Origin of the sequence: Ferrovibrio sp. (genome assembly GCF_017994015.1) — a bacterium.
Classification (GTDB): domain Bacteria; phylum Pseudomonadota; class Alphaproteobacteria; order Ferrovibrionales; family Ferrovibrionaceae; genus Ferrovibrio.
This window is the reverse complement of record NZ_JAGOLP010000021.1, coordinates 1-23,609: the sequence shown is the minus strand read 5'-3', so window position 1 is coordinate 23,609 and position 23,609 is coordinate 1. Positions and strand designations below refer to the sequence as shown.

Genomic DNA, 23,609 nt, shown 5'->3' with positions numbered 1-23,609 from the left:
TGCGGCGGTGCTGCCGCCCGGGATAAAGCTGGAGGCGCGGCATTGAGCGATACCCGCAGCGAGAATGCGTCAGGTGCTGCCGGGGCCGGTGGTCTGGTTTTGCTGTCGGCCTATGCATGCGAGCCGGGCAAGGGTTCGGAGCCGGAAGTGGGCTGGAGCTGGTTGCAGGCATATCTGCATGCCGGCTGGCGGGTGAGGGTTATCACCCGCGCCAATAACCGTGATGCAATTCTGGCGGCCTGCCCGGGCGCAGAGGTCATGGCGCATGAACCCGCTGCTTTCTGGCTGTGGCTGAAACGCCGCACCGGTGGGCTGGGCCAGCGTTTTTATTACCTGTTATGGCAGGCCAGCCTAGCCCGGCGCATAGCGCCGCTCGCGGCTCAGGCCGATCTGGTGCAGCATGTCACGCTGGTAAATGCCTGGAGTCCAACCGCGCCAGGCATGGCTGGCTTGCCGTTTATCTGGGGTCCGGTTGGGGGCGGCGACGACCCGCCCTGGCGGCTGCTGGCTGGCCTGGGGCCGCTTGGTGCCGCCAAAGAGCTTGGCCGCATGGCTATGCGGCGATTGATGACCTGGCTGCCAGCCACGCGCCGCACGGCGCGCAATAGTGTGCTGGCCCTGGCCACCACGCCGGCTAGCGAAAGCCTGCTGCGCCGCCTTGGCGCGCGCCAGGTTGGCCTGTTGTCACAAGTGGCGTTATCGCCGGCCGATCTTGCGCTGCTGACCCGCGTCCCGATATCAGCCGGCCCAAGCGGCGCCGATCCGTTACGCCTGATCATCATCAGCGAATTGGTGCGCCGCAAGGGACTGCATCTGGTTTTTGCCGGCCTGGCCCGGCTGCCGCCCGAGCTGCCCTGGTCACTGGATATTATCGGCCGGGGGCACGAGGCGCGCCTCTTGATGCGTCTGGCGGCGGCGCAAGGATTGAATGGCCGGGTGCGTTTTATCGGGCCGCTGGAGCGAAAAAAATTGATGCTTTTTCTGCATCAATATCACCTGCTGCTGCATCTCAGCCTGCGTGATTCCGGCGGCATGGTTTGTGCCGAAGCGATGGCGGCCGGCCTTGGGGTGATCTGCCTGGATCTGGGCGGCCCGGCGGCGATTACGCCGGTAGAGGCCGGCATCCGCCTGCCGGCACAAAATGCCGCCCAGATTGCGGCTGATCTTGCCCATGCCATCCGGCAATTGAGCGACCAGCCGAAGCGATTGCAGGCAATGCGCCATGCCGGCCGCGCCCATGCCCTTGCCAATCTTAGCTGGGAAGCGCGGCAGAATCGCTACAGCGCGCTTCTGCGCGGCGCGGGGGTGCTGCTATGAGCATCGCCATTCTGGTTTATCACCGCATCGTTGCCGGCAAGGCCGAGCGTTTTCATGATGTGACCCAGGCGGATTTTCTGGCGCAGCTACAGCAACTGCGCAGCATGGGGTTGGCCGGGCAGGGCTTGGTGCCACGGCTGCAGGATGGCCGTGGCGTTATGTTCAGCTTCGATGATGGCACCGAGGGCCATGCCTGGGCAGCCGAGCAATTGGCGATGATGGGCTGGCGTGGCCTGTTCCTGGTCAGTCCGCAGCATGTTGACGGCCCGGGCCGGCTCACGGCGGCGCAGGTGCAGCAGATGGTGGCGGCCGGCCATGTCATCGGTGCGCATGGCCACAGCCATCGTACCTTCGACAAATTGAGCATTGCCGATCTGGTGGCGGAAATCCATGCCGCGCGCGATGCTCTGGCGGCACTCTGCGGCACGGCGCCGATCTGGTTTGCGCCGCCGGGCGGTATTGCTGTGCCGGAACTGGCGCCGCTCTTGCGCCAGGCCGGCTTCCGGCATTGCCGCGGCATGCGCTGGGGCTTGGCGCAAGAGCCGCTGGCCGGCATCAGCGATGAGATGCTGCCGGTTTTGCCGGTGACGGCGCGTACCGGCAAAACCGGCTTGGGCCTGCTGCTGCGCCTGCCGGCTGTGGCGCTTGCAGCCGGCTATGCCGCCAAGCAGGCCTTGCGCCGGCTGCTGGGCGCTGGCCGGGCGGAGGCCTGGCGCGAGCGATTGTTGCGCCGGACAGCCGGCGCTGTAGCGGCGCCCACATTGCCGGAAAGCGCCGACAAGCCGGCTGATCTGCTGTTTGCCATCCTGCGCCATGCAGCCAGTGCAGGTCTGCCGGCAGCAATGCGCGACGGGCTTGAACGCTATCCGGAAATGCCGGGGCATGATGCCGATCTGATCGTGGCGCCCCGGCCCTGGCGGAAGTGGCTGCGGCTGATCGATGCCGTGGCGGAACCGCTGGGCTGGCGGCGGCTGTTCACGTTGCGGCGCGGCCATCTGCTGATCGTCATTCTGGGCCAGCCGGATCATACCGGGGCCACCTTGCAACTGGATCTGCATCGTGCCGGCAGTGGCGGCGGCGTGGCCTTTGCCGCGGTGGCGCCATTGCTGGCGCGCGCTGAGCGGCAGCATGGCCTGCTGTGGCTTCGGCGCGAGGATGCAGCGGCCTTTGTGGCCGGCGAAGCGGCCAGGCTGGATTTTGCCACGCTGCTGGCCCGGCTGCGGCGGCAGCCAATACTGGTGTTGCGCGTGCTGGCCTGGAAACTGGCCGATGCTTTGCACAGCTATTGCCGGCCGGCTGGGCGCTGCTGGAGCCTGAGCGGACCCGATGGTGCCGGCAAAACCAGCCTGATTGCGGCTTTGCTGCCGCTGCTGGAGCGGCGCCTGTTCCTGCGCGTGGCGCCGTTTCACACCCGGCCTTTCCTGCTGGGGCTGAGCAAAGGCGGTGCCGGTGATGGTGCCCGGCCGCAGAATCGCCAGCCGGGCCGCCTGGCTTCGCTGGCGCGGCTGGCGCTGGCGCTGGCAGATTATACGCTGGGCTATTGGCTGCGGCTGCGGCCGGCGATGGCGGGCGGTGCGCTGGTGCTGTTTGATCGCCATGTGCCAGATTACCGCGCCGATGGCGCCGTGCGCGGCATTGCTCTGCCGGTCGCTTTGCTGGCATTGCTGGATTTTGCCGCCCCGGCACCGCATGGCCGCGCTTTTCTGCTGGCTGCCGCAGAAACCCTGGTGGCGCGCAAGGGCGAGCTGGATGCGGCGCAGGCCGCCGATCTGCTGCGGCGCTACCGCGCATTGGCGCTAGCCTATGATGCCCTGGTGCTGGAAAGCGACCAAGCCACACCGCAGGATTTGGCCGAACAGCTGGCGCTGGCGATGCGGCGACAAATGGCGGCGCCGCCATGCGCGTGATGCCATGCGCGTAATGCTGGTGCATGCGCAATACCGCCAATATGGCGGCGAGGATGCAGCGGTGGCGGCTGAGCTGGCTGAATTGCCGCGCCACGGCTTCACGGTATCATCCTTCATGGCCAGGAATGTTGCGCTGGAGGCGCAGTCACAGCCCCGTGCCGGCCTGCATGCGCTGTGGTCGGCAACAGTCTACCGTGACCTGTCGCAGCGTATCGCCGAGCAGCGGCCCGATCTGCTGCATGTGCATAACCTGTTTCCGGCGCTTTCCGCCTCGGTCTATGCCGCGGCCCGGCAGCAGGGCGTCGCGCTGGTGCAATCGCTGCATAATTTCCGCCTCTATTGCGCCAATGGCCTGTTTCTGCGTGCTGGCGCCGATTGCCGGCTGTGCAGTGAAACCCTGCTGCCCTGGCCGGCTTTGCTGCATCGCTGCCACCCCGATGGCCTGGGCATGAGCCTTGCCGCCGCCGGCCAGGGCCTGATGATGCGCCGGCTTGGCATAAGGCGGGGCCTGGTGGACCGGTTCCTGGCGCTGAGCGAAGCCTCGCGCCAGCAATTCATTGCCGCCGGGCTGCCCGAGGCGCGTATCGGGGTGAAGCCGAATTTCATTGCTGATCCGGGTGTTGAAGCCGTGATGCCGGAACGCCGGGGCCTGCTCTATGCCGGGCGGTTGTCGCCGGAAAAGGGCATCGATACGATACTGGCACTGGCCGAGGCGCTCGGCAGCAGCCATCCCGATACAACATTGACCATCGCCGGCAGCGGACCGCTGGAAGCGATGGTGCGGGAAGCTGCCGGGCGGCTGGGCAATCTGCGCCTGCTTGGCCGGGTGGATGCGGCCACCTTGTCGCGCGAGATGCGCCAGGCTGCACTGCTGCTGTTTCCAAGCCGTGCGCTGGAGCATTTTCCGATGGCGCTGCATGAAGCCCTGGCGCACGGCCTGCCGATATTGGCGCCGGCGCGTGGTGCCATGGCGGATGTGCTGGTGCGGGGTGGCGGCTGGCTGCTGCCGGCCGAGGCTACGGCAGCCGACTGGGCAGCAGAAATTGCAGCGCTGCTGGCCGAGCCGGCGCGGCTTGCCGAGGCCGGGCAGCAGGCGCGGCGGCTTTATGAAACCGACTTTTCCGCCGCCCGGGTGGCCGAAAGACAGCGTGCGATCTATGCGGAAGCCATTGCGGCAGCGGCGGCGCGGCGGCGTCAGGCGGTGCCGGCATGATGCCAAAGATTGAGGTGATGGGCCTGCCGCTGCATGCCGGCGATCTGGCCTTGGCGCAAGCCCAGGTGCTGCGCTGGCTGCGCGCCGGCGAGCGGCAGTATATCTGCCATGTCAACGTGCATACCCTGGTGGAAAGCTGGCGCGATGCCCGGCTGCATGATGCGCTGGCGCATGCCGGCATGGCGGCCACCGATGGCATGCCGCTGGTGTGGCTGCTGCGGCGCCGTGGCGCAGGCCAGGCCGGCCGGGTTTATGGCCCGGACCTGATGACCGCGCTGCTGGCCAGCGGCGAACATGTGCAGGGCCGGCCGCTGCGGCATTTCCTGTTTGGCGGCTCGCCGGCCTTGCTGGCGCAATTGCGCCGGGCGATCCAGCAAAAATTTCCCGGGGCCGACATTGTCGGTTGCCTGGCGCCGCCTTTCCGGCCCTTCACGGCAGCAGAAGATGCCGCCCATGCCGCTGCCATCGATGCCAGCGGGGCTGATATTGTCTGGGTCGGCCTGGGGGCGCCGCGCCAGGAAATATGGATGCGGGCGCAACGCGAGACTTTGCAGGTGCCGCTGCTGGTGGGGGTGGGGGCAGCGTTCGATTTCATCGCCGGCAACAAGCCCTGGGCGCCGCCCTGGATGCAGCGCCATGGCCTGGAATGGGCTTTCCGCCTGGCCAGCGAGCCACGCCGGCTGGCCGGCCGTTATGGCCGCACGATACCATTATTCCTGCTGCGGCTGCTGCGCGACGAATGGCGGCGGCGGCAATGAATGGGGGCCGGGATGAGTGATACGGAAAGACTGCCACCAAGCCTGCCGCGTCTAGCGCAGTTGGTGGCCGGGGCGCTGGTGGCGCTGGTGCTGCTTGCCGCCCTGCCGCTGGGTGGTGCGCGGCCCTGGGCCTGGCATGGGCTGCTGGCCGGTGTGGCCCTGCTGGCTCTGGTCTGGGCGGCGGCAAGCTTTTTCGGCACCCGCGCCAATGTCGGCGCCCGGCTGTGGCCGCTGGTGGCGCCCTGGCGTATCGGCCTGCCGCTGCTGCTCTATAGCCTGGCGCTGGCCTGGGCTTTGCTGCAACTCTGGCCGGGCATGCCGGCGGCATGGCATCACCCGGAATGGACGGCGGCGGCGGCGGTGCTGGGCCAAGAAAATTTGCCGGGCAGCATTTCGCTCACCCCGGGCACCGGCATGGATGGTTTTGCCAAGCTGCTCGGCTATGGCCTGATCTTTCTGCTGGCGCTGCAATTCGGCCGTTCATCGCGCTTCGCCTGGGCCGCGTTGCGTGCGGTGGCCGGCTTTACGGCTTTGCTGGCGCTTTATGGCCTGGTCAATGCGCTGAGCGGCGCCGAGCGCATCGGCTGGCTGGAAAAATGGGCCTATCGCGGCATGGTGACCGGCAGTTTTGTCAACCCCAACCATTTCGCCACCTGGGCCGGTTTCGGCCTGATCGCGGCTTTGGCGCTGATGCTGCGGGATGATCCGGGCGAGCGCCGGCTCAGGCCATTCTGGCTGGCGCTGCTGGTTATCCTGCTGGCCGGGCTGGCCTTGAGTTTTTCCCGCGCCGGCATGGCGGCCGTCGCGCTGGGCGTGCTCACCCTGCTGGCGGGCGTGGTGCTGCGTCGGCATGGCTGGTCGGGCATCGGGCGCCTGGGCGTGGTGGCGGCGGCCCTGGCGCTGCCGGCCCTGTTCCTGCTAACCGGCGAAGGCGATATGGGCGAGCGCGCCGCAGGTGCGCTGGGGCATCGCGGCCAGATTTATGCCATGGCGCTGGAGTTGATTGCCGAACGGCCCTGGCTGGGCAGCGGGTTGGGCAGTTTCAGCGATGCCAGTGCCAAACTGCGCCCGATCGGCATGGTGCTGATCTGGGGCGAGGCGCATAATGTCTATCTGGAATTGATGGTTGATCTGGGCCTGCCGGCGGCGCTCAGCCTGCTGCTGGCCCAGGCCCTGCTGCTGTGGCGCTGCCTGGAGGGGGCCTTGCACCGTCAATCGGTGCCGGGCTTGAGCCTGGTGGCGCTGGCGGCGGGTGTTACGGCCGCGGCGCATTCGCTGCTCGATTTCAGCCTGCAAATCCCCGCCGTGGCCGCGCTCTGGGCGCTGTTGCTGGGCCTTGGCGTGGCGCAATCCTGGTCAGCGCGCCAGGGGCGTTATCTGGCCTGATCCAACGGCCCAAGCAATTGCAAGCGGCGCTCAAAATCCGCCAAAGCGGCCGGGTCTTGCGCCAGGATCGGGGCAATCACCAATTCTGCCCGGGCGTCGCGGGTGATCTCGGTCAGCCGTCCTGGCCCCCATTGCCATTGCCGCCAGGTCAATTGCTCAAAGGCGGCATGGCCGCTGGGCGGCAGCACCGGCCAGAGCCGGATGCCGAGGCTGAACAGCCAGGGCGTGAAGGATGGCTCAAAGCCCTGCAAGGCCACGGCGCGCTCAAAGGCGGCCACGGCTTCGATTGGCGGGACCGCGCCCACATCGCTCAGGGCCGCCAGTGTGGCCCAGTCGTCGGCATGGCCCGGCGCAAGGCGCAAGGCCTGGCGTAAAGCCGCCGCAGCAGCCGGGTAATTGCCGCCCGCGATGCTGGCCCGGGCGGCCTGGCGCCAGGCCTGTGGGCTGCCCAATGCCGCGGCCAGATCAGCCAGGGGGCGTTCGGTGCCGGCCGTGGCCTGTGCAGTTGGCCGGGCATGATCGCGGGTCAGCCCGGTGATCGTCAGCAGGCTCAGATTGTCGGCTAGGCGGGGCAGCGCCAGCAGCAGCAGGCCGCAGCCGCCCAGGGCCAGCAGGCCGGCCAGAAGCCGATTCGGCGGGGCCAGCCGGCTGATCCAGCGGGCAGTTTTGCGGGGTTGTCTTGTCTCGTTCAAACTGCCCATCATTCCACTAGCCCGTCCGCAACTATGTTGTTATTATAGGCAGACCAAATTCTTGTTGCCAATTGATGTGCCTATGCTTGGGAGAATGATGATGAGCCGGAAGATCGCTGCTGCTTTTGCTGCATCCCTGGCGGCTGCCGCTGTTGGCTCGCTGGTATTGATGGTGCCGGGCCAGGCGCAGGCGCAGGCGCAGGCCGGCCAGGCCAATATCAACAGCCTGCCACCGGCTTTGCGCGCCGCGGTGCTGAGCGGCAATGGCAATGCAATCCAGCAAGCAATTCAGACATTGTCCGCTGGTAATCCCGCGCAGGCCGGCAGCTTGGCCGCCTCTGTGGTTCAGGTGGCTGAAGGTTTGCTCAGCAGCAATCCGCAGGCGGCGATTGCGGCGGGTGGTGCGGCCGTGGCTGTGGCGCGCGCCCTGCCGCAGGGCAGCGCACCCCAACAGACCGAAACCGTGGTGACCACGGCAGCCCGGCTGTTTGTCGCGCCGGCTGCTCAGAACTTCTCCACTCAGGCCGCCGGTCTGGCTTCGGCCACGCTTGCCCTGGCCACGCAGAGCGGCAACCCGAGCCTTACAGCCAATGTAGCCAACAGTGCGGTTTCGGCGGCCGAGCGAATCCTGTCGGTTGATCCCGCCGCTGCGGTGCAATTGGCTGCGTCGGCCACCAGTGCGGCCAATTCGCCTGCCGTGATGGCGGCCAATCCGCAGGCGGTGTCAGCCACGATGACCACGGCTTCGCGCATTGTGGTGGCGCCGGAAGCGCAGCGTGTGGCGCCGCAGCAGGTGGCGGCGATGTCGGTTTCGGTTTCCCAGGCGGTCAGCAATCCGGCGGTTTATGCGGTGTCACCGCAGGCTGCGATCAATGTGATGGCCAATGCCTATTCGGCCGCAACCTCCGCGACCGTGCAGGCCGCTGCGCCCACCACTGTTGCGACGGTGACCCAGACGCTCAATCAGGCCAGCACCAATAACTCGCTCAATCAGGCGAATCAGACCAACAGCGCTCAGGTGCAGCAGATTCTGGCCGGTCAGCGCCCGGTTGTTCAACAGCAGCAGCAGACACAGACGACGACACAGAACAACCAGCAGAACAACACCCCGGTGGTCTTCGAACGGCCGATTTCGTCGGCCAGCCCGAGCTGAGCTTGGCGCTGTTGAATGATTTGCTGGGCTGGCGGCTGATCTGGTCGACCAGCCCGGTTTGTATTTGAGCGTTTTTGTAAAACAAGATCAGTCAGGCGTGATCATGGTAGCCGGTAAAAACCACACCGGGCAGGGCGGCTTGCGCATACTTGTCACCGGCGGCGCCGGTTTTATCGGCTCGCATCTGGTGGATCGCCTGCTGGCCCTGGGCCATAGCGTGATCTGCCTGGATAACCTGCTCACCGGCCAGCGCGGCAGTTTGGCGCATCTGGCACGGCATCCGCGCTTTGAATTCCGCCTGCATGATGTCACCGAGCCGGTGCAGCTTGATGTAGACCAGATTTATAATCTGGCCTGCCCGGCCTCGCCGATTCATTACCAGTATAATCCGGTGCAGACGGTGCGCACCGCTGTGCTGGGCGCCATCAACATGCTGGATCTGGCCAAAAATACCGGGGCGCGGATTTTCCAGGCTTCCACCTCGGAAATCTACGGCGACCCGCTGGTGCATCCGCAGCCGGAAGGCTATTGGGGCAATGTCAATCCTATCGGCCCGCGCGCCTGTTATGATGAAGGCAAACGCTGCGCCGAGACATTGTTTTTTGATTACCGCCGGCAATTCGGCCTGTCGATCCGGGTGGCGCGCCTGTTCAACACCTATGGCCCGCGCATGCATCGCGAGGATGGCCGCGTGGTTTCGGATTTCATCGTGCGCGCCCTGGCCGGCGAGCCACTGGTGATCCATGGCGATGGCCGGCAGACGCGCAGCTTCTGCTATGTCGACGATACGGTGGAAGCCATCCTGCGCCTGATGCAGGTGCCGGATGATGATATCGGCCCGGTCAATCTGGGTAATCCGGCCGAGGAAACCATCCTGGGCCTGGCCGAGCGGGTGCTGCGGCAAACCGGCTCGCGCTCCACCATCCGGCACGAACCGCGCCGCGAGGATGATCCGATCCAGCGCCAGCCGGATATCGCCCTGGCGCGTGCCAGGCTGGATTGGCAGCCGGAAACCGATCTGGAAACCGGCCTGGCGCGCACCATCGCCTATTTCAAAGTCGCTTAATCTTCTGCGCCAGTTCCCGGTAGATCGCGGCATAGTCGCGGGCGCCGCGTTTGGGTGAAAAATGTTCCAGCATAAAGGCGGATAAAACCGCGCCCTGTTCTTGCCGCGTGGTCAATGGCAGCCTTTGCGCCTGTTGCAGCGCGGCGGCGATGCTGGCGGCATCGGGTTGTACAATGATCAGGTTGGGCAGGGCGGGCAATGTCTCCACCAAACCAACCCGGGTGCTGATGCAGAAGATGCCGGCAGCGCCAGCCTCCAGCAAGGCCAGGGGGCCACCTTCATAATGTGAGGCGCAGATATAGGCATCGGCGGCGGCAAGCCAGTCGCCGATATTGCTCACCGCGCCAGGGAAATGCACACGCGCCCTGATCGGATCGTCTGCCGTAGGTTGCTGCGCCGGATCGTAGTCACCACAGAAAGTGCAGGCAATATCGGCTGCTGCCGGGCATAGCCGCAGCGCCTCGATCACGGCCGGGAAATTCTTCACCGCGCTGTTATTGCCAACGCAGAGCGCCATGAAAACAGCGGCATCAATGCCGAGTTTTTGCCGCGCCTCCTGGCGCGTGGCCGCGTCGGCCAGATGAATTCGGCTGGGATCAAACCAGTTCTGCACAACGCGCGGCTGCGTGCCGAAGCGGATTTGTTCATTGCGGGCGACACGCGGCGAGCAGGCGACAAAAACCGTGCCCAGCCAGGCCAACAGCCGGCGTTGCAGCAACCGACGCCAGCGCAGCAAGCCATTGAAGCCGAATTCACTATGCAATGTGCGCAGGTTCGGTTTGCCTGCGATATGTGCCAGCAGGCCATACCAGAAACTGGCCTGTTCGGTGTGAACGTGGATCAGGTCAACATCAGCGCGGCGCAGCAGGCGATAGACTGCCAGCAGAAAGGCAAAGTTGCGCCGAAACGGAATATGCTCAAGCGCAAAGCCCCGGGCTGCCAGGGCTGGCGCAAACTCGCCGGGTTGGTCGCCGGTGATCAGGATGGTGTGATCGGCCTGCTGGCGCAGATCATTTGCTGCTGCGTGCAGCATCAGCTCGGCGCCGCTGAATTTCAATTCGTTGAGTATATGCAGGATTTTCATATAAGCTGCCGCAAATTCCATGCTGATGCCACGCCGACCTAATGGGATCAGGCATCGCATGACGATTGGAAGCTTACTCATGCCTGATCCATACCGGCAGCGCCGATCGGCTCTAATCTAGTGTATCCGTTTAATCAGCGGCAGAGCGAGCAGAGGCGAACCAAAATGCTCAACTTTGTGTGGAAGACATGCGGCTGACTGTTGCCGGCCCTGTCAATCTGGCGCAACTGCGCCTCTGGCTGGATGCCGCACCGGCTGAGCGTGCCGCAATCAGCCTGTCCGGGATTGCCGGTCAGGTTGCGGCTTTGCTGGCTGCCGGCCAGGCGGTTGAGCTTGTCACCTGGCAAATGGCGGCAACCGAATCCTGGCATGTTGATGCTGGTGCCTTGCGGCTGCATGTAGCACCGTTTCGCCAGCGCCACCGCATGCGTGACCTGATGCGGCAGGAGCGCGAGGCGATTACACGGCTGGTGCAGGCCAGCCGGCCCGATATTGTGCATGCGCATTGGTGCTACGAATTCGCGCTGGGTGCATTGGCCGCACATGATCCTGCCCGTGTGGTGGTGACAGCGCATGACTGGGCCGGCAACGTGCTGCGCCATACCCCGGATGCCTATCGCCTGGGGCGCTGGTGGCTGTTTCAGCGCACGCTGCGCCAAGCACAGCATTTTCTGGCAGTGTCGCCGCCGATTGAACAATGGTTGCGGCAAGCCGGCAGGCGGGTGCATGGCAGCATTCCGCTGGGTATCGACGCAGCGCTGATCCAGCCTAGCGCCCGGCGTTATCCATCCGGGCCGCCGTTGCTGCTGGCGGTCAATAATGGTTTTGGCAAACTCAAGAATGTTGCCACATTGCTGCGCGCTTTTGTTGGCATACGCCGGCAAAACCCGGCAGCCAGATTGCTGCTGCTCGGGCAGAATTTTGAGCCTGATGGCCCAGCGGCGGCCTGGGCGCGGCAGCGGCAACTGGAAGCGGGCGTCGGCTTTATCGGGCCGGTGGATGCTGCCGCGGTGCTGCGCCATATGGATGCCGCCACGCTGCTGGTGCATCCGTCGCTGGAAGAGACCCAGCCGCAGGTGGCGGTGGAGGCGATGGCGCGCGGCCTGCCGGTGCTGGCCGGCTGGAATGCCCATGGGCCGGAATGGATATTGGATCAGGGGCGCGCCGGTATCCTGGTGGATACGCGCAAGGCGGATGAAGTCAGTGCCGGGATACTGGCCGTGATCGAGGACACGGCACGCTGGGAGGCATTGTCGCAAGCCGGCTTGCAGCGGGCGCGTGATGTATTCACCGCCGACAGGGTGGCGCAGCAGCATCTTGCCGTTTATCAGAGGCTGGCAGGCAATGCCGGCATGAGGAGTGTTTAATGGCGCTGTATCTGGTCACCGGCGGCTGCGGTTTTATCGGCGCACAGCTCTGTGCCGCCCTGCTGGCGCGCGGCGATAGCGTGCGCGTGCTGGACGATCTTTCCACCGGCCGGCGCGACAGACTGGCGGCCGAGGTCGAACTGATTGTCGGCGACGTGGCCGATACGGCTTTGTTGCACCGGGCGATGCAGGGCGTGGCCGGGTGTTTTCACCTTGCCGCCATCGCCTCAGTGCAGCGCTCGGTAGAGGATTGGCCCGGTGTGCACCGGGTCAATCTGGGCGGCACTATCGCGGTTTTTGATGCCGCGCGTGCGGCTGGACCGGTGCCGGTGGTCTATGCCTCTTCGGCGGCGGTGTATGGCGACAATCCGGCGGTGCCGCTGGCCGAAACCCTGCCGGCGCGGCCATTGACCGCTTATGGCGCTGATAAATATGCCGCCGAATTGCATGCTCTTGCCGGTTGGCATGTGCATCATCTGCCTAGCACCGGCCTGCGCATTTTTAATGCCTATGGGCCGGGCCAGGAACCGCATTCGCCTTATGCCGGGGTGATTGCGATTTTTGCCGCGCGGCTGGCTGCGGGGCAGGCGATCACGATCCATGGCGATGGCGGGCAGGCTCGGGATTTTGTCTATATCGACGATGTGGTGCGGCATCTGCTGGCGGCGATGCAGGCGCATCCGGCTGCGGCCAGAGTGTTCAATGTCTGCACCGGGCGCGCCACCACGATTTTGCACCTGGCGCAGAGCCTGGGCGGCATCCTTGGCCGCGAGCCGATGCTGCAAAGCGCGCCACGCCGCTCTGGCGATATCCTGGCCTCGGTGGGCGATCCGACGGCCGCGCAAGCCGGATTGGGCCTGCGGGCGGACACAACCTTGGCCCAGGGGTTGCAACGCCTGCTGGCGGCGCCGCTATCGGTATGATTGCCAACCCACTATCTGCCACATCTCATTGTCGCATAATGATAATTTTCACAGGCTGCGGAAGCCGACCCTTTCGCTTCGCGCAATAATTGTGGTCTGCGCCAGGGTCTGCTGGTTCATCACCCGTTTTGCGTGAAATTTATTTCTGCCCATCGGCTAACTATACTCTTAAAAAGAGCAATTATTACCTAAAAAACCAGATGCCAGTGGAGAATTGTTGCGGTTGGGACTGCAACCAAATAAAGAATTGTTGTAAATCTGCTGACCGGGCATTGCTCTGTGAGCGTATTGTACCGATTCCTGAAAACCAAGCTATTCAGCCTATTTGGGACAGATTCCCCGTGCGCGGCCTGGGCAATTTGTGGTAGCGTGTTGATGGTTTTGTAATGTTGCTACTGTAGTTTGCCCGTTACATTGCTGCGGTGAACAGTGTAGCGTTGTGTTGGTTTTAGAGTTTCGGAAGCCGCCGGGCGAGAACGTGAGGCGGCATCTGCTGTGGTTGGGACGCGGCAAAATCGTGCGCGTTTCCGGCGCAAATCAGCGCGTGTGCCACAAGCGCGTGTGCCACAGTGGAAATTCTGCGTTGGTTGAGATTTTTGGTTTGGTGGCCGCGATGCAAAGCATCCGGTCTTGCATGAGGAGTGGTTGGCGCCGTGCCAACAACGCTGACAGATGCGGGTGGTACACACACCCTGGCCAACGTCGATACGCTGCAAGGAAGCAGTGGCGACGATAAGGTAACTATTGCCAATGTGATCGCTGCACCGCAGATCGATCTTGGCGCTGGCAATGACAGCCTGCAATTGCCCGCCACAGGCAACATCTACGCCACCATCTCCAACACCGAGACAATTACCGGTGGCGCCGGCGGCGATACCGTTACGCTGGGCAGCACCATGGATGGCGGCCTGGTCAATCTGGGCGCCGGCAATGACACGCTCAAACTGGCTGATGGCGTCAATCGCCTGAGCGTTACCGATATTGAATCCGTGATCGGCAATAATGGCGCAGATTATGTTATCGCCAGCAGCGCCGTCAGCCGCGCAAGTTTTGCCCTTGGCGGCGGGCAGGATGTGCTGCAACTCGCCAATGGCACCAATCTGGCCTATGTGAGCCAGACCGAAACTGTGCTCGGCGGCAGCGGCGCCGATACGGTCGAAATGCGCGATGGCTTTGCCTCCGGCAGCCGGGTTGATCTTGGCGCCGGCAGCGACAGCCTTACGCTCAACAACAGCAGCTCCAACACGGTGCTGGTTGCCAATGTGGAGACGCTGAAGGGCGGCAGCCTGAATGATACGGTGACGCTGGAAGGCGCCGTCACCAGCATGAATGTGGATTTGCTCCTTGGTGCCGATACGCTGGTGCTGGCCGATGGTGGCAACCGGCTGAATGTCACGGGTGTGGAAACCGTGCTCGGCGGCAGCGGCGCCGATGTGGTTACGGCGCTGGGCAAGAATGCCGGCACGCTGATTGATCTTGGCGCAGGCAAGGATGTGCTGGAGATTGGCGCCAGCGGCAGCTTCAGCGTTGCCAATGTGGAAACCGTAACCGGTTCCACAGGCGCCGATGTGGTGATGCTGAAAAGTGTTGCCAGTGATGGTGTGACGGTTGACCTTGGCGCCGGTTCGGATCAGCTGCGGCTGGCCGATGGCGAAAATTTTGTCACCGCCAATGGCGTCGAGATTGTGGCCGGCGGCAGTGGCGCCGATACCGTGAAGCTCGGCGATACCAGCACCAAGACCAGTGTTGATCTGGCGGGTGGTGAAGACAAACTGATCCTGGGCAATGCCGGCGGCGTTTATTCGGTTGCCAATGTAGAGACGATCAGTGGTGGCTCAGGCGCCGACAAGGTTAGCCTGACCAGCCAGTTCAACGGCAGCCTGGATCTCGGCGGCGGCAGCGATAGCGTCAGTTTCGGCAATGGCGGCGGCAATGCCACATTGGCCAATGTGGAAACCATAGCCGGCGGCATCGGCAGCGAAACCATTACGCTGCAAACCGGCATGGTCAATGGCAAGGTTGACCTTGGCGCCGGCAACGGCTTCGATTCACTGCAACTGGCCAATGCCAACAACACGCTGAGCGTTTCCGGTGTTGAAACCCTGCTGGGGGCCGGCGGCGCTGACAGCGTGACATTGAGCGCGGCGGTCAAAAGCGGCGTGATTGACCTCGGCGATGGCGCCGACAAGCTGATCCTGGCCAATGGCGCCAATGGGCTGACCGTTGGCAATGTGGAGACCTTGACTGGCGGCACTGGTGCGGATGTTATCCAGCTCAGCACCACCCTGGGGCCAAACAGCAATGTTGATCTGGGTGCCGGCAGCGACACCCTGAACCTGGCCAATGGCGGCAACCAGGCCACCATCAACAATGCCGAAATTATCAATGGCGGCGGCGGCGATGATCTGGTCACGCTGGGTGCCGGCACGACAAAGGCATATGTCGCGCTGGGCAGTGGCAACGATAGTCTTACCCTTGGCAATTCGGGCAGCGTTGTCACGGTTGCCGATGTGGAAACCCTGACCGGCGGCGCCGGTGCCGACACGGTGACAATCTACGGCGTGGCGCCTTCGGATGGTGTGATTGATCTGGGCGGCGGCAGTGACAAACTGACGCTGACCGGGGCCAACAATAACAATCTGGCGCTGGCCAATGTCGAAACGCTGATCGGCTCGGCTGGCAACGAAACCATTACGCTCAAGACCACGGTGAATGGCGCGCTGATCGATCTGGCGCGTGGTGATGACAGTCTGAAGCTGGCCGATGGCGGCAACACCATCTCGGTGGCCAACATCGACACGGTCACCGGTGGCAGCGGCAATGATTCGGTGATCCTGTCCAAAGCCAGCCCGACCCGGCTTGATCTGGGTGAGGGTGCCGACAAGGTAACCCTGGTCAGCGGCACCAACACCGTCACCCTGTCGGGTGTTGAGACCGTGCAGGGCGGCACCGGCGGAGACAAGATATTTTTCTCCGGCAGTGTGGCGAGCAATGCTGCGATTGATCTCGGCGCTGGCAATGATGTGGTGCAGCTTGATGGCGTGGCCAACACGCTGACGATCAACAATGCCGAGTCAGTGTTTGGCGGCAGTGCGGCAGATAGCATCACGCTGGGCAGCGGCGCCACCAAGGTTACGGTCAATCTGGGCGATGGCCTGGATTCGCTGACCTTGAGCAATGCGGGCAGTGCGGCCACGGTGGCGAATATCGAGACCGTGATTGCAGGCGCCGGCATTGACAAGGTGACGGTGAATGCCGGCCTGACCAATGCGCTGATCGATCTGGGCGGCAGCAGCGACACACTGAAACTGGCCAGTGCTGTCAACAGCGCCACGATCGCCAATGTCGAAACCCTGACCGGCGGCGGCACCACCGATACCATTACCATCCAGAGCAGCCTGAACAATGCCAAGATCGATCTTGGTGGCGGCTATGACAGCTTGTCGCTGGATGATGTGGCGAATGCGCTGACCGCCATCAGTGTTGAAACCCTGGTGGGCGGCGCGGTCAATGATGTGATCCGGCTGGAGAAATCCGCCCGTGCCGTGGTTGATGGCGGCGATGGCAAGGACAGCTTGGTGCTGGGCAATGCCGCCAGCATGACCACTCTCTCCAATCTGGAGACGCTGACCGGCGGCACGGCAGCCGATATCGTCACCCTGACGGATGGCAAACTGAGCGCCTCGGTGATTGACCTGGGCAACGGCGTGGACAAGCTGACCCTGGCCAGCGGCAACAACACGCTGACGCTCAGCAATGTTGAAACCGTGGTGGGCCTGGATGGCAACGATGTCATCTACAATGCGGTCACCACCGCCAAGGGCAGTTACAACCTTGGTGCTGGCAATGATAAATTTGTGCTGGCCAATGGTAATAATTCGGCCACTTTTGCCAATGTTGAAACAGTCATTGCGGGCAGCGGCAACGACAAACTGGCATTTGGTGCTGTGGCGCAGGGTGTGGTGTTGGATGCCGGCGCCGGCGCTGACTCGGTAAAGCTGGCGATTGGTGCCAACAGCATTTCGATCAGCAATGCCGAAACGGTGAGCGGTGCCAGCGGTGCCGACAATGTCACCTATAGCGGCACCGGCCTGATCGACCTTTCCAGCGGGCTTGACACGCTCACCCTGGCCGGCGCGGCCAACACCGTTACCCTGGCCGGCGTTGAGACCGTCAATGGCGGCGCCGGCGATGATGCCGTGCAGCTCAAGGCCGTGGTCAGCCGCGGCATGAGCATCAATCTGGGCAGCGGCAACGACAAGCTGACGCTGGCCAATGGCGCCAATTCGCAGACCCTGTTCGGCACCGAGACCGTTATCGGCGGCACCGGCAACGATATCATCACCGTTGGCGATGTGGTCACCAATGGCTACATGGATCTCGGCAAGGGCGCCGACAAGCTGGTTTTTGCCGTAGGCGGCAGCACCTACACGGTTGACAATGTAGAGACCGTGATCGGCTCTTCGGGCAGCGACACGATTGCGCTGGGTTCGAGCCAGCCGACCAAGACCGTGATTGATCTGGGCGCCGGCAATGACACGCTGATCATCAATAGCGGCGGTATCCTGTCGCTGACCAATATCGAAACCGTGATCGGCTCGGCCAATGGCGATGCGCTGACCCTGGGCACTGTGCTGATCGACGGCATGGTGGATTTGCGCGGCGGCAATGACAGCCTGACCCTGGCCAAGGGCGACAATCGCATCACGGTGGCGAATATCGAAACCGTGACCGGCAGCACCGGTAATGAAACCATCACCTTCTCCGGCACCGGTAGCGCCGATCTGGGCGCCGGCAACGATCTGCTGCGCTTTGCCGATGGCGGCAACAATGCCGTCACGGCGGCAAATTTTGAAACTGTGCTGGGCGGTACCGGCAATGATGCGCTGACCCTGACCCAGGGCATTGGCGCCGCCAGCAGCCCCTACAGCATCGATCTCGGCGCCGGCAGCGATGCGATCAAGCTGGCCGATGGCGGCAACACGCTCAATGCGATCAACACTGAAAGCATCACCGGCGGCAGCGGCACGGATAATGTTGTGCTGGCCAGTAAGGTGGAGGGCGGCAAGGTTGATCTGCTCGGCGGCACCGACTCGCTGAAACTGGCCAATGGCGGCAACAGCCTGACCGTTGCCAATGTGGAAAGCGTGACCGGCGGCAGCGGCGACGACAGCGTCACCTATAGCGGCACCGGCTTCCTTGACCTGGGCGCAGGTAATGACACGCTTGGCCTAGCCGCCGGCAGCAACAATGTCACCGCCGCCAATGTTGAAAATGTGCTGGGCGGTAGCGGCGCCGATACGCTGACCCTGACTGATCGCCTGAGCGGCGGCAATATCGACCTGGCCGGCGGTGCCGACAAGCTGATCCTGGCTAGCGGCGGCAACACCCTGTTGGTGGCGAATACCGAAACCATCATCGGCGGCGATGGCACCGATGAAGTGACCCTGGGAGCCGGCACCACCGCGTTGCAGGTCAGCAGCGTCGAGCGCGTGATCGGCTCGGCCACGGCCGAGAAGCTGACGCTGGGCGATGGCGGCAATTTTGTTCAGGTCAGCAATGTTGAAAGCATCACCGGCGGCAAGGGCAATGATGCTGTTTTGCTCACCGAGGGGCGTACCGGCGGCACCATCGACCTCGCCGACGGCGAGGATCTTCTGGTGCTGGCTGATGGTGGCAACCGGCTGACGATTAACAATGTCGAGACCGTGCTGGGCGGTAAGGGCGACGATTATGTCACCTTCACCGGCAAGGGCTATATCGATCTCGGCGAAGGCGTCGACAAGCTGGTGCTGGTTGGCAACACCACTCTGGTCACGGCGGTGAATGTCGAAACCGTCACCAGCTCTGCGGCTCAGGATAACGTCACCTTCAAGCTCGATACCGCTGTCACCGCCGGCAATTTTGATTTCGGCGATGGTCAGGACGGCCTGATTCTGGCCGATGGCGGCAACACGCTGACCACCACCAATGTGGAAACCATCACCGGCGGCAGCGGCAACGACAAGATCACCTTCAATGGCGGTGGCACTGCCAATCTCGGCGATGGCCAGGACACGTTGCAGATCGGCAGCGGCGGTGGCAGCTACACGGTTACCGGCACCGAGACGGTCAGCGGCAGCAACAATACTGACAAAGTTACATTCGGCGAAACCGTCAATGGCGGCGTGTCGGTTGATCTCGGCGGCGGCAAGGATGCGGTCACGCTGGCCGATGGCGGTAACACGATCACGCTGACCAATGTTGAAAGTGTCAGCGGCGGTTCGGGTGGCGATAGCGTCACCTTGGGCAACGCCACTACCGGCGGCAATGTTGATCTTGGCGCCGGCAATGACACGCTGCAACTGGCCGATGGCACCAACCAGTTCACGGTTGGCAATGCCGAGACCGTGCTGGGCGGCAGCGGCAGCGACACCATCACCATCACCGGCAACAGCGATGTTAATCTTGGCGCCGGCAATGATAAGCTGATCCTTGGCAATGGCGGCGCCACGGTTACGGTGGCCGGGGTGGAAACCCTGGTTGGCGGCACCGGTGGCGATAGTGTCACCTTTGCTGAAACACTGGAGGGCAGCGGTATTGATCTTGGTGCCGGCAAGGATGCGGTCACGCTGGCCGATGGCGGCAACAATGTCACCGTCAGCAATGTCGAAACCCTGACCGGCGGCAGCGGCGATGATGCCGTCAACTATATCGGCAGCGGCAATGTTGATCTTGGTGCCGGCGCCGACACGCTCAGCCTGGGCAATGCAGGCGGCAACGTTACTGTCAGCAATGCCGAAACCATCCAGGGCGGTAGCGGCGCCGATACGGTCAGCCTCACGGGCTCCACCGCTGGCGTGATTGTTGATCTTGGCGGCGGCAGCGATGCGCTTGATCTCGGCAATGCCGGCGGCAGCATCACGCTGGCCAATGTGGAAACCGTCACCGGCGGCAGCGGCACCGATGCCGTGACGCTGGATCAGGCGCAGAGCGGCGGCAGCCTTGATCTCGGCGCTGGCAACGACAGCCTGCATCTGGCCGATGGCGGCAACACGCTGACCCTGGCCAATATCGAAAGCGTGGCCGGCGGCAGCGGCGATGACGCGATCAATTTCAGCGGCAATGGCAGCCTGGATCTCGGCGATGGCGAAGATACCGTGGCGCTGGCCGATGGCGGCGCCAGTGTCACGCTGGCGAATGTTGAAAATGTGGTGGGCGGCAGCGGCGATGATACTGTCACGCTGATTCCGCCCAGCGTGCCGGGTGTGATTGATCTGGGCACGGGCGGCGACAAGCTGATCCTGGCCGATGACGGCAATATGCTGACCGTCGCCAATGTGGAAACCCTGGTGGCCGGCAGCGGCAACGACGACATCACGCTGGCTGGTGCGGCCGATGGCAGCCAGGTTGACCTGGGGGCCGGCGACGACACGCTGACCCTGGCCGATGGCGGCAATGTGCTTACGGTTGCCAATGCCGAGACTGTGCTTGGCGGCAATGGCGCCGATACTGTCACTTATGCCGGCAATGGCCTTATCGATCTGGGTGCAGGGGGCGATAGCCTGCTGCTTGATGCCGCGGGCGCCGATGTCACGGTCAGCAATGTGGAAAGCATCACCGGCGGTACCGGCAATGATGCCGTAACCCTGACCGATCCGGTGAGCGGTGCGACCATCGATCTCGGCGGCGGCAAAGACAGCCTGACTTTGGCCGATGGCGGCAATAATCTCAGTGTTGCCAATGTTGAAACCGTTGCCGGTGGCGCGGGCGACGATCAGGTTGGCTATAGCGGCACCGGCAGCCTTGATCTTGGTGATGGCGAAGACACGCTGACGCTTTACGGCGCGGCGAATAATGTCACGCTTTCAAATGTTGAGAATGTGGCTGGTGGCGATGGTGACGATACCGTCACACTGATCCCGCCGAGCGTGCCTGGCCTGATTGATCTCGGTGGCGGCAACGACAAGCTGATCCTGGCTTCCGACGGCAGCCAGCTCACCATCGCCAATATTGAAAGCCTGGTGGGCGGCGCCGGTGATGACGACATCACCCTGGCCAACACCGTCAGCGGCGGCAATATCGATCTTGCCGGCGGCAACGACAAGCTGACCCTGGCCGATGGCGGCAACAGCCTGACCGTGACCAACACCGAAACGGTGCAGGGCGGCAGCGGCAATGACAGCGTCACGCTTGGCAGCAAGCTGGTCAGTGGCGGCATTGATCTTGGCGATGGCGGCGACGCGCTCAAGCTCGCCGATGGTGGCAATAGCGGCACGCTGAGCAATGTCGAAACCGTGCTCGGCGGCAGCGGCAGCGATATCGTCTATCTCGATACGCCGGTTTCTGGCGGTAGTGTCGATCTGGCCGGCGGCAGCGACAAGCTGTTCCTGGCTGATGGCGGCAATGTGCTGGCCGTGGCCAATGTTGAGTCTGTCACCGGCGGTAGCGGCGACGATACGCTGAGCTACAACGGCACAGGCAGCGTCAATCTTGGCGCTGGCAACGACAAGCTGATCCTCACCGGCGATGCCAATGCGGTGACGGTGGCGAATATCGAGACCGTGCAGGGCGGCAGCGGCAATGATGCGGTGACGCTGGCGGCGGCGATTGCAAATGGCGCGGTTGATCTTGGCGCCGGCAATGACAGCCTGACCCTGGCTGCCGGCGGCAACAGCCTGACACTCAGCAATGTTGAGAAGCTGACCGGTGGCTCAGGCGATGATTATGTCACGCTGGGCAATCTGGTCAGCGATGCCAGCTTTGATCTGGCCGGCGGCAAGGACACGCTGCAACTGGCCAATGGCACTAACAGCGTAACGGTTGGCAATATTGAAACCGTGCTGGGCGGCAGCGGCAATGATACCGTCAGCTTCAATGGCTCCGGCCGCGTCGATCTCGGCGGCGGCAGCGATATCCTGTCCTTTGGCGCCAGTGGCGGCGCCATCACCGCCAGCAATGTGGAAAGCGCGGTTGGCGGCACCGGCGCCGATAGCCTCACCTTGGCAAGCGCCGGCAGCATCACCACCAGCGGTGTTGAAAGCATCGCCGGCTCAAGCGGCGCCGATAGCATCACGGTGACCGGCAGCGCCGGCGCCAATCTTTTGGGTGGCGATGGCAACGACATCCTGCGCGGCGGCGATGGCAATGATGTGATTGATGGCGGTGCCGGTAGCGATCAGCTTTTTGGCGGCGCGGGCAACGACACGTTTAATAATTCAGTTGACGGTCTGTGGGCCAATGGCTGGACCGCGAAGAATGTCGGCAATGGCCCCGGCCTGGCTGGCACCGGCGAAAGTGTCAGCATTTCCGGCCTGGTGCGCAGCTATGATGTGATTGATGGCGGCGAGGGGATTGATACCGTCAATCTCTCCAGCGGCAATGACACGCTCTTCCTCGACGATCATTACAGCGAAACCCCGGGTACCGGCCTGCGGCTGAAGGATATCGAGATCATCAATGCCGGCGACGGCAACGATATTGTCGACCTGACCAGCGAAACCTACACCATTGGCACGGTAACGGTGAGCGGTGGTGCTGGCGACGATGTGATCTGGAGCAGCATCGGCGACGACGTGCTGGATGGCGGCAGCGGCACCGACAACATCTGGGGCGGCGCCGGCAACGATCTGCTGATCGGCGGCCTGGGTGCCGACAAGCTGAATGGCGGCATTGGCGACGACACGCTGATCTTCGATGCCGCCGATACGCTGATTGCCGGCGGCACCGGCACCGACACATTGCGCGCCGCCACGGCCACCAATGCGCTTAATCTGAGCGACAGCAAGATCACCGGCATTGAAGTACTGGATCTGGCCAATAGCGGCGTGGATACGGTGACGCTGACCGCTGCCGATATCCTGCGCGTTTCCGATAGCGATACGCTGACCATCCGTGGCGATGCAGGCGATATTGTCAGTGCGTCCGGCTTTGTAGCGCGCGGCGCCGATGTGGTGATCGAGGGCGTCAATTACGCCACTTTTGTCAATGGCGATGCCACGCTGGCGGTGCAATACGGCCTCAAGCTGAATGGCCTGGTGGTATCCAAGATCGGCTCCACTACCAATGACGTGCTGACCCTGGCCGAGCCGGTGACCGACCAGCTTATCGATCTGGCCGGCGGCAATGACAAGCTGATCCTGGCCGATGGCACCAACAGCCTTACCGTGGTCAATGTCGAAACCCTGCAAGGCGGCAGTGGCAACGACACGGTGACATTCTCCGGTACTGGCAGCGTTGATCTGGCCGACGGCAATGATGCGCTGATCCTGGCAGCCGGCGGCAATGCCGTCACCGTGGCGAATAGCGAAACCATCCAGGGCGGCAGCGGCAACGATGCCGTCACCCTGGCCGGCACGATCGCCGGCAGTATCGAGCTTGGCGCCGGCAGCGACAGCCTGAAACTGGCCAATGGCGGCAATAACCTGACCGCCGGCAATATCGAGGCGATCACTGGCGGCAGCGGCGATGACAACATCACCCTTGCGGCAGCGGTAAGCGGCGGCAGCTACGATCTCGGCGCCGGCAATGACAGCCTCAAGCTGGCCAATGGCAGCAACATTGTCACGGTGACCAATATCGAAACCGTGCTGGGCGGCACTGGCGCCGATACGGTGACATTGAACAGCACCGGCGGCGCGGTCGATCTTGGCGCCGGCAGCGATATTTTGCAGCTTGGCAGCGGCGGCGTGAAAGCCACGGTCGCCAATGTGGAAAACATCCAGGGCGGCAGCGGCAATGACAGCGTAACGCTGAGCAATGCGG

General features: G+C 63.4%; 12 protein-coding genes. 10 read left to right on the top strand and 2 right to left on the bottom strand.

All coding sequences use genetic code 11. The annotated features are described in order from the left end of the window. The first annotated feature begins 42 nt into the window (after positions 1-42). The 5 genes from KBB36_RS11920 to KBB36_RS11900 are packed head-to-tail and all read left to right on the top strand — an operon-like array spanning position 43 to position 6,581. Positions 43-1,317, top strand: coding sequence for a glycosyltransferase family 4 protein (locus KBB36_RS11920; protein WP_290980735.1), 1,275 nt, complete (start codon positions 43-45; stop codon positions 1,315-1,317). Then, positions 1,314-3,224 (top strand): polysaccharide deacetylase family protein, encoded by a 1,911-nt coding sequence (locus tag KBB36_RS11915; RefSeq protein WP_290980732.1) that lies wholly within the window; start codon positions 1,314-1,316, stop codon positions 3,222-3,224. The genes KBB36_RS11920 and KBB36_RS11915 overlap by 4 nt, the downstream gene beginning before the upstream one ends. Before the next feature lie 4 nt (positions 3,225-3,228). Further along, positions 3,229-4,437, top strand: a complete 1,209-nt coding sequence (locus KBB36_RS11910; protein ID WP_290980729.1) for a glycosyltransferase family 4 protein — start codon at positions 3,229-3,231, stop codon at positions 4,435-4,437. Then, the gene (locus tag KBB36_RS11905) at positions 4,434-5,195 is read left to right on the top strand and encodes a WecB/TagA/CpsF family glycosyltransferase (RefSeq protein WP_290980726.1); all 762 of its coding nucleotides are present in this window, start codon (positions 4,434-4,436) and stop codon (positions 5,193-5,195) included. Before KBB36_RS11910 ends, KBB36_RS11905 begins: the two co-directional genes overlap by 4 nt. Positions 5,196-5,207: 12 nt before the next feature. Beyond that, positions 5,208-6,581 carry an O-antigen ligase gene (locus KBB36_RS11900; protein WP_290980723.1) on the top strand — a complete coding sequence of 458 codons (1,374 nt, stop codon included), beginning with the start codon at positions 5,208-5,210 and terminating at the stop codon, positions 6,579-6,581. On the opposite strand, the gene KBB36_RS11895 is transcribed toward KBB36_RS11900, so the two are convergent. Then, positions 6,569-7,285, bottom strand: coding sequence for a hypothetical protein (locus tag KBB36_RS11895; protein WP_290980720.1), 717 nt, complete (start codon positions 7,283-7,285; stop codon positions 6,569-6,571). The two genes, KBB36_RS11900 and KBB36_RS11895, sit on opposite strands and share 13 nt — an antisense overlap. Before the next feature lie 88 nt (positions 7,286-7,373). Between KBB36_RS11895 and KBB36_RS11890 the strand changes: the two genes are divergently transcribed. Both KBB36_RS11890 and KBB36_RS11885 read left to right on the top strand, forming a co-directional pair. Then, the gene (locus KBB36_RS11890) at positions 7,374-8,426 is read left to right on the top strand and encodes a hypothetical protein (RefSeq protein ID WP_290980717.1); all 1,053 of its coding nucleotides are present in this window, start codon (positions 7,374-7,376) and stop codon (positions 8,424-8,426) included. A 103-nt stretch (positions 8,427-8,529) separates the two neighbouring features. Further along, complete coding sequence (locus tag KBB36_RS11885; RefSeq protein WP_290980714.1) at positions 8,530-9,492, top strand: UDP-glucuronic acid decarboxylase family protein; 963 nt, start codon at positions 8,530-8,532, stop codon at positions 9,490-9,492. On the opposite strand, the gene KBB36_RS11880 is transcribed toward KBB36_RS11885, so the two are convergent. Beyond that, positions 9,479-10,576: a glycosyltransferase family 4 protein gene (locus tag KBB36_RS11880; RefSeq protein WP_290980712.1), complete on the bottom strand. Its 1,098-nt coding sequence runs from the start codon at positions 10,574-10,576 to the stop codon at positions 9,479-9,481. The two genes, KBB36_RS11885 and KBB36_RS11880, sit on opposite strands and share 14 nt — an antisense overlap. 188 nt (positions 10,577-10,764) lie before the next feature. Between KBB36_RS11880 and KBB36_RS11875 the strand changes: the two genes are divergently transcribed. The 3 genes from KBB36_RS11875 to KBB36_RS11865 form a co-directional block, all read left to right on the top strand. Beyond that, positions 10,765-11,943: a glycosyltransferase gene (locus KBB36_RS11875; protein WP_290980710.1), complete on the top strand. Its 1,179-nt coding sequence runs from the start codon at positions 10,765-10,767 to the stop codon at positions 11,941-11,943. Then, on the top strand, positions 11,943-12,866 hold the full coding sequence (locus KBB36_RS11870) for an NAD-dependent epimerase/dehydratase family protein (protein WP_290980707.1): 924 nt from the start codon (positions 11,943-11,945) through the stop codon (positions 12,864-12,866). The genes KBB36_RS11875 and KBB36_RS11870 overlap by 1 nt, the downstream gene beginning before the upstream one ends. Before the next feature lie 653 nt (positions 12,867-13,519). Further along, a partial coding sequence (locus KBB36_RS11865; RefSeq protein ID WP_290980704.1) for a calcium-binding protein occupies positions 13,520-23,609 on the top strand: 10,090 nt, incomplete at its 3' end.

Excerpts from the sequence above, each read along its gene's own strand:
- KBB36_RS11915 (WP_290980732.1), top strand. The coding sequence starts at position 1,314 with ATGAGCATCGCCATTCTGGTTTATCACCGCATCGTTGCCGGCAAGGCC.
- KBB36_RS11910 (WP_290980729.1), top strand. The coding sequence starts at position 3,229 with ATGCGCGTAATGCTGGTGCATGCGCAATACCGCCAATATGGCGGCGAG.
- KBB36_RS11905 (WP_290980726.1), top strand. The coding sequence starts at position 4,434 with ATGATGCCAAAGATTGAGGTGATGGGCCTGCCGCTGCATGCCGGCGAT.
- KBB36_RS11900 (WP_290980723.1), top strand. The coding sequence starts at position 5,208 with ATGAGTGATACGGAAAGACTGCCACCAAGCCTGCCGCGTCTAGCGCAG.
- KBB36_RS11895 (WP_290980720.1), bottom strand. The coding sequence starts at position 7,285 with ATGATGGGCAGTTTGAACGAGACAAGACAACCCCGCAAAACTGCCCGC.
- KBB36_RS11890 (WP_290980717.1), top strand. The coding sequence starts at position 7,374 with ATGAGCCGGAAGATCGCTGCTGCTTTTGCTGCATCCCTGGCGGCTGCC.
- KBB36_RS11885 (WP_290980714.1), top strand. The coding sequence starts at position 8,530 with ATGGTAGCCGGTAAAAACCACACCGGGCAGGGCGGCTTGCGCATACTT.
- KBB36_RS11880 (WP_290980712.1), bottom strand. The coding sequence starts at position 10,576 with ATGAAAATCCTGCATATACTCAACGAATTGAAATTCAGCGGCGCCGAG.
- KBB36_RS11875 (WP_290980710.1), top strand. The coding sequence starts at position 10,765 with ATGCGGCTGACTGTTGCCGGCCCTGTCAATCTGGCGCAACTGCGCCTC.
- KBB36_RS11870 (WP_290980707.1), top strand. The coding sequence starts at position 11,943 with ATGGCGCTGTATCTGGTCACCGGCGGCTGCGGTTTTATCGGCGCACAG.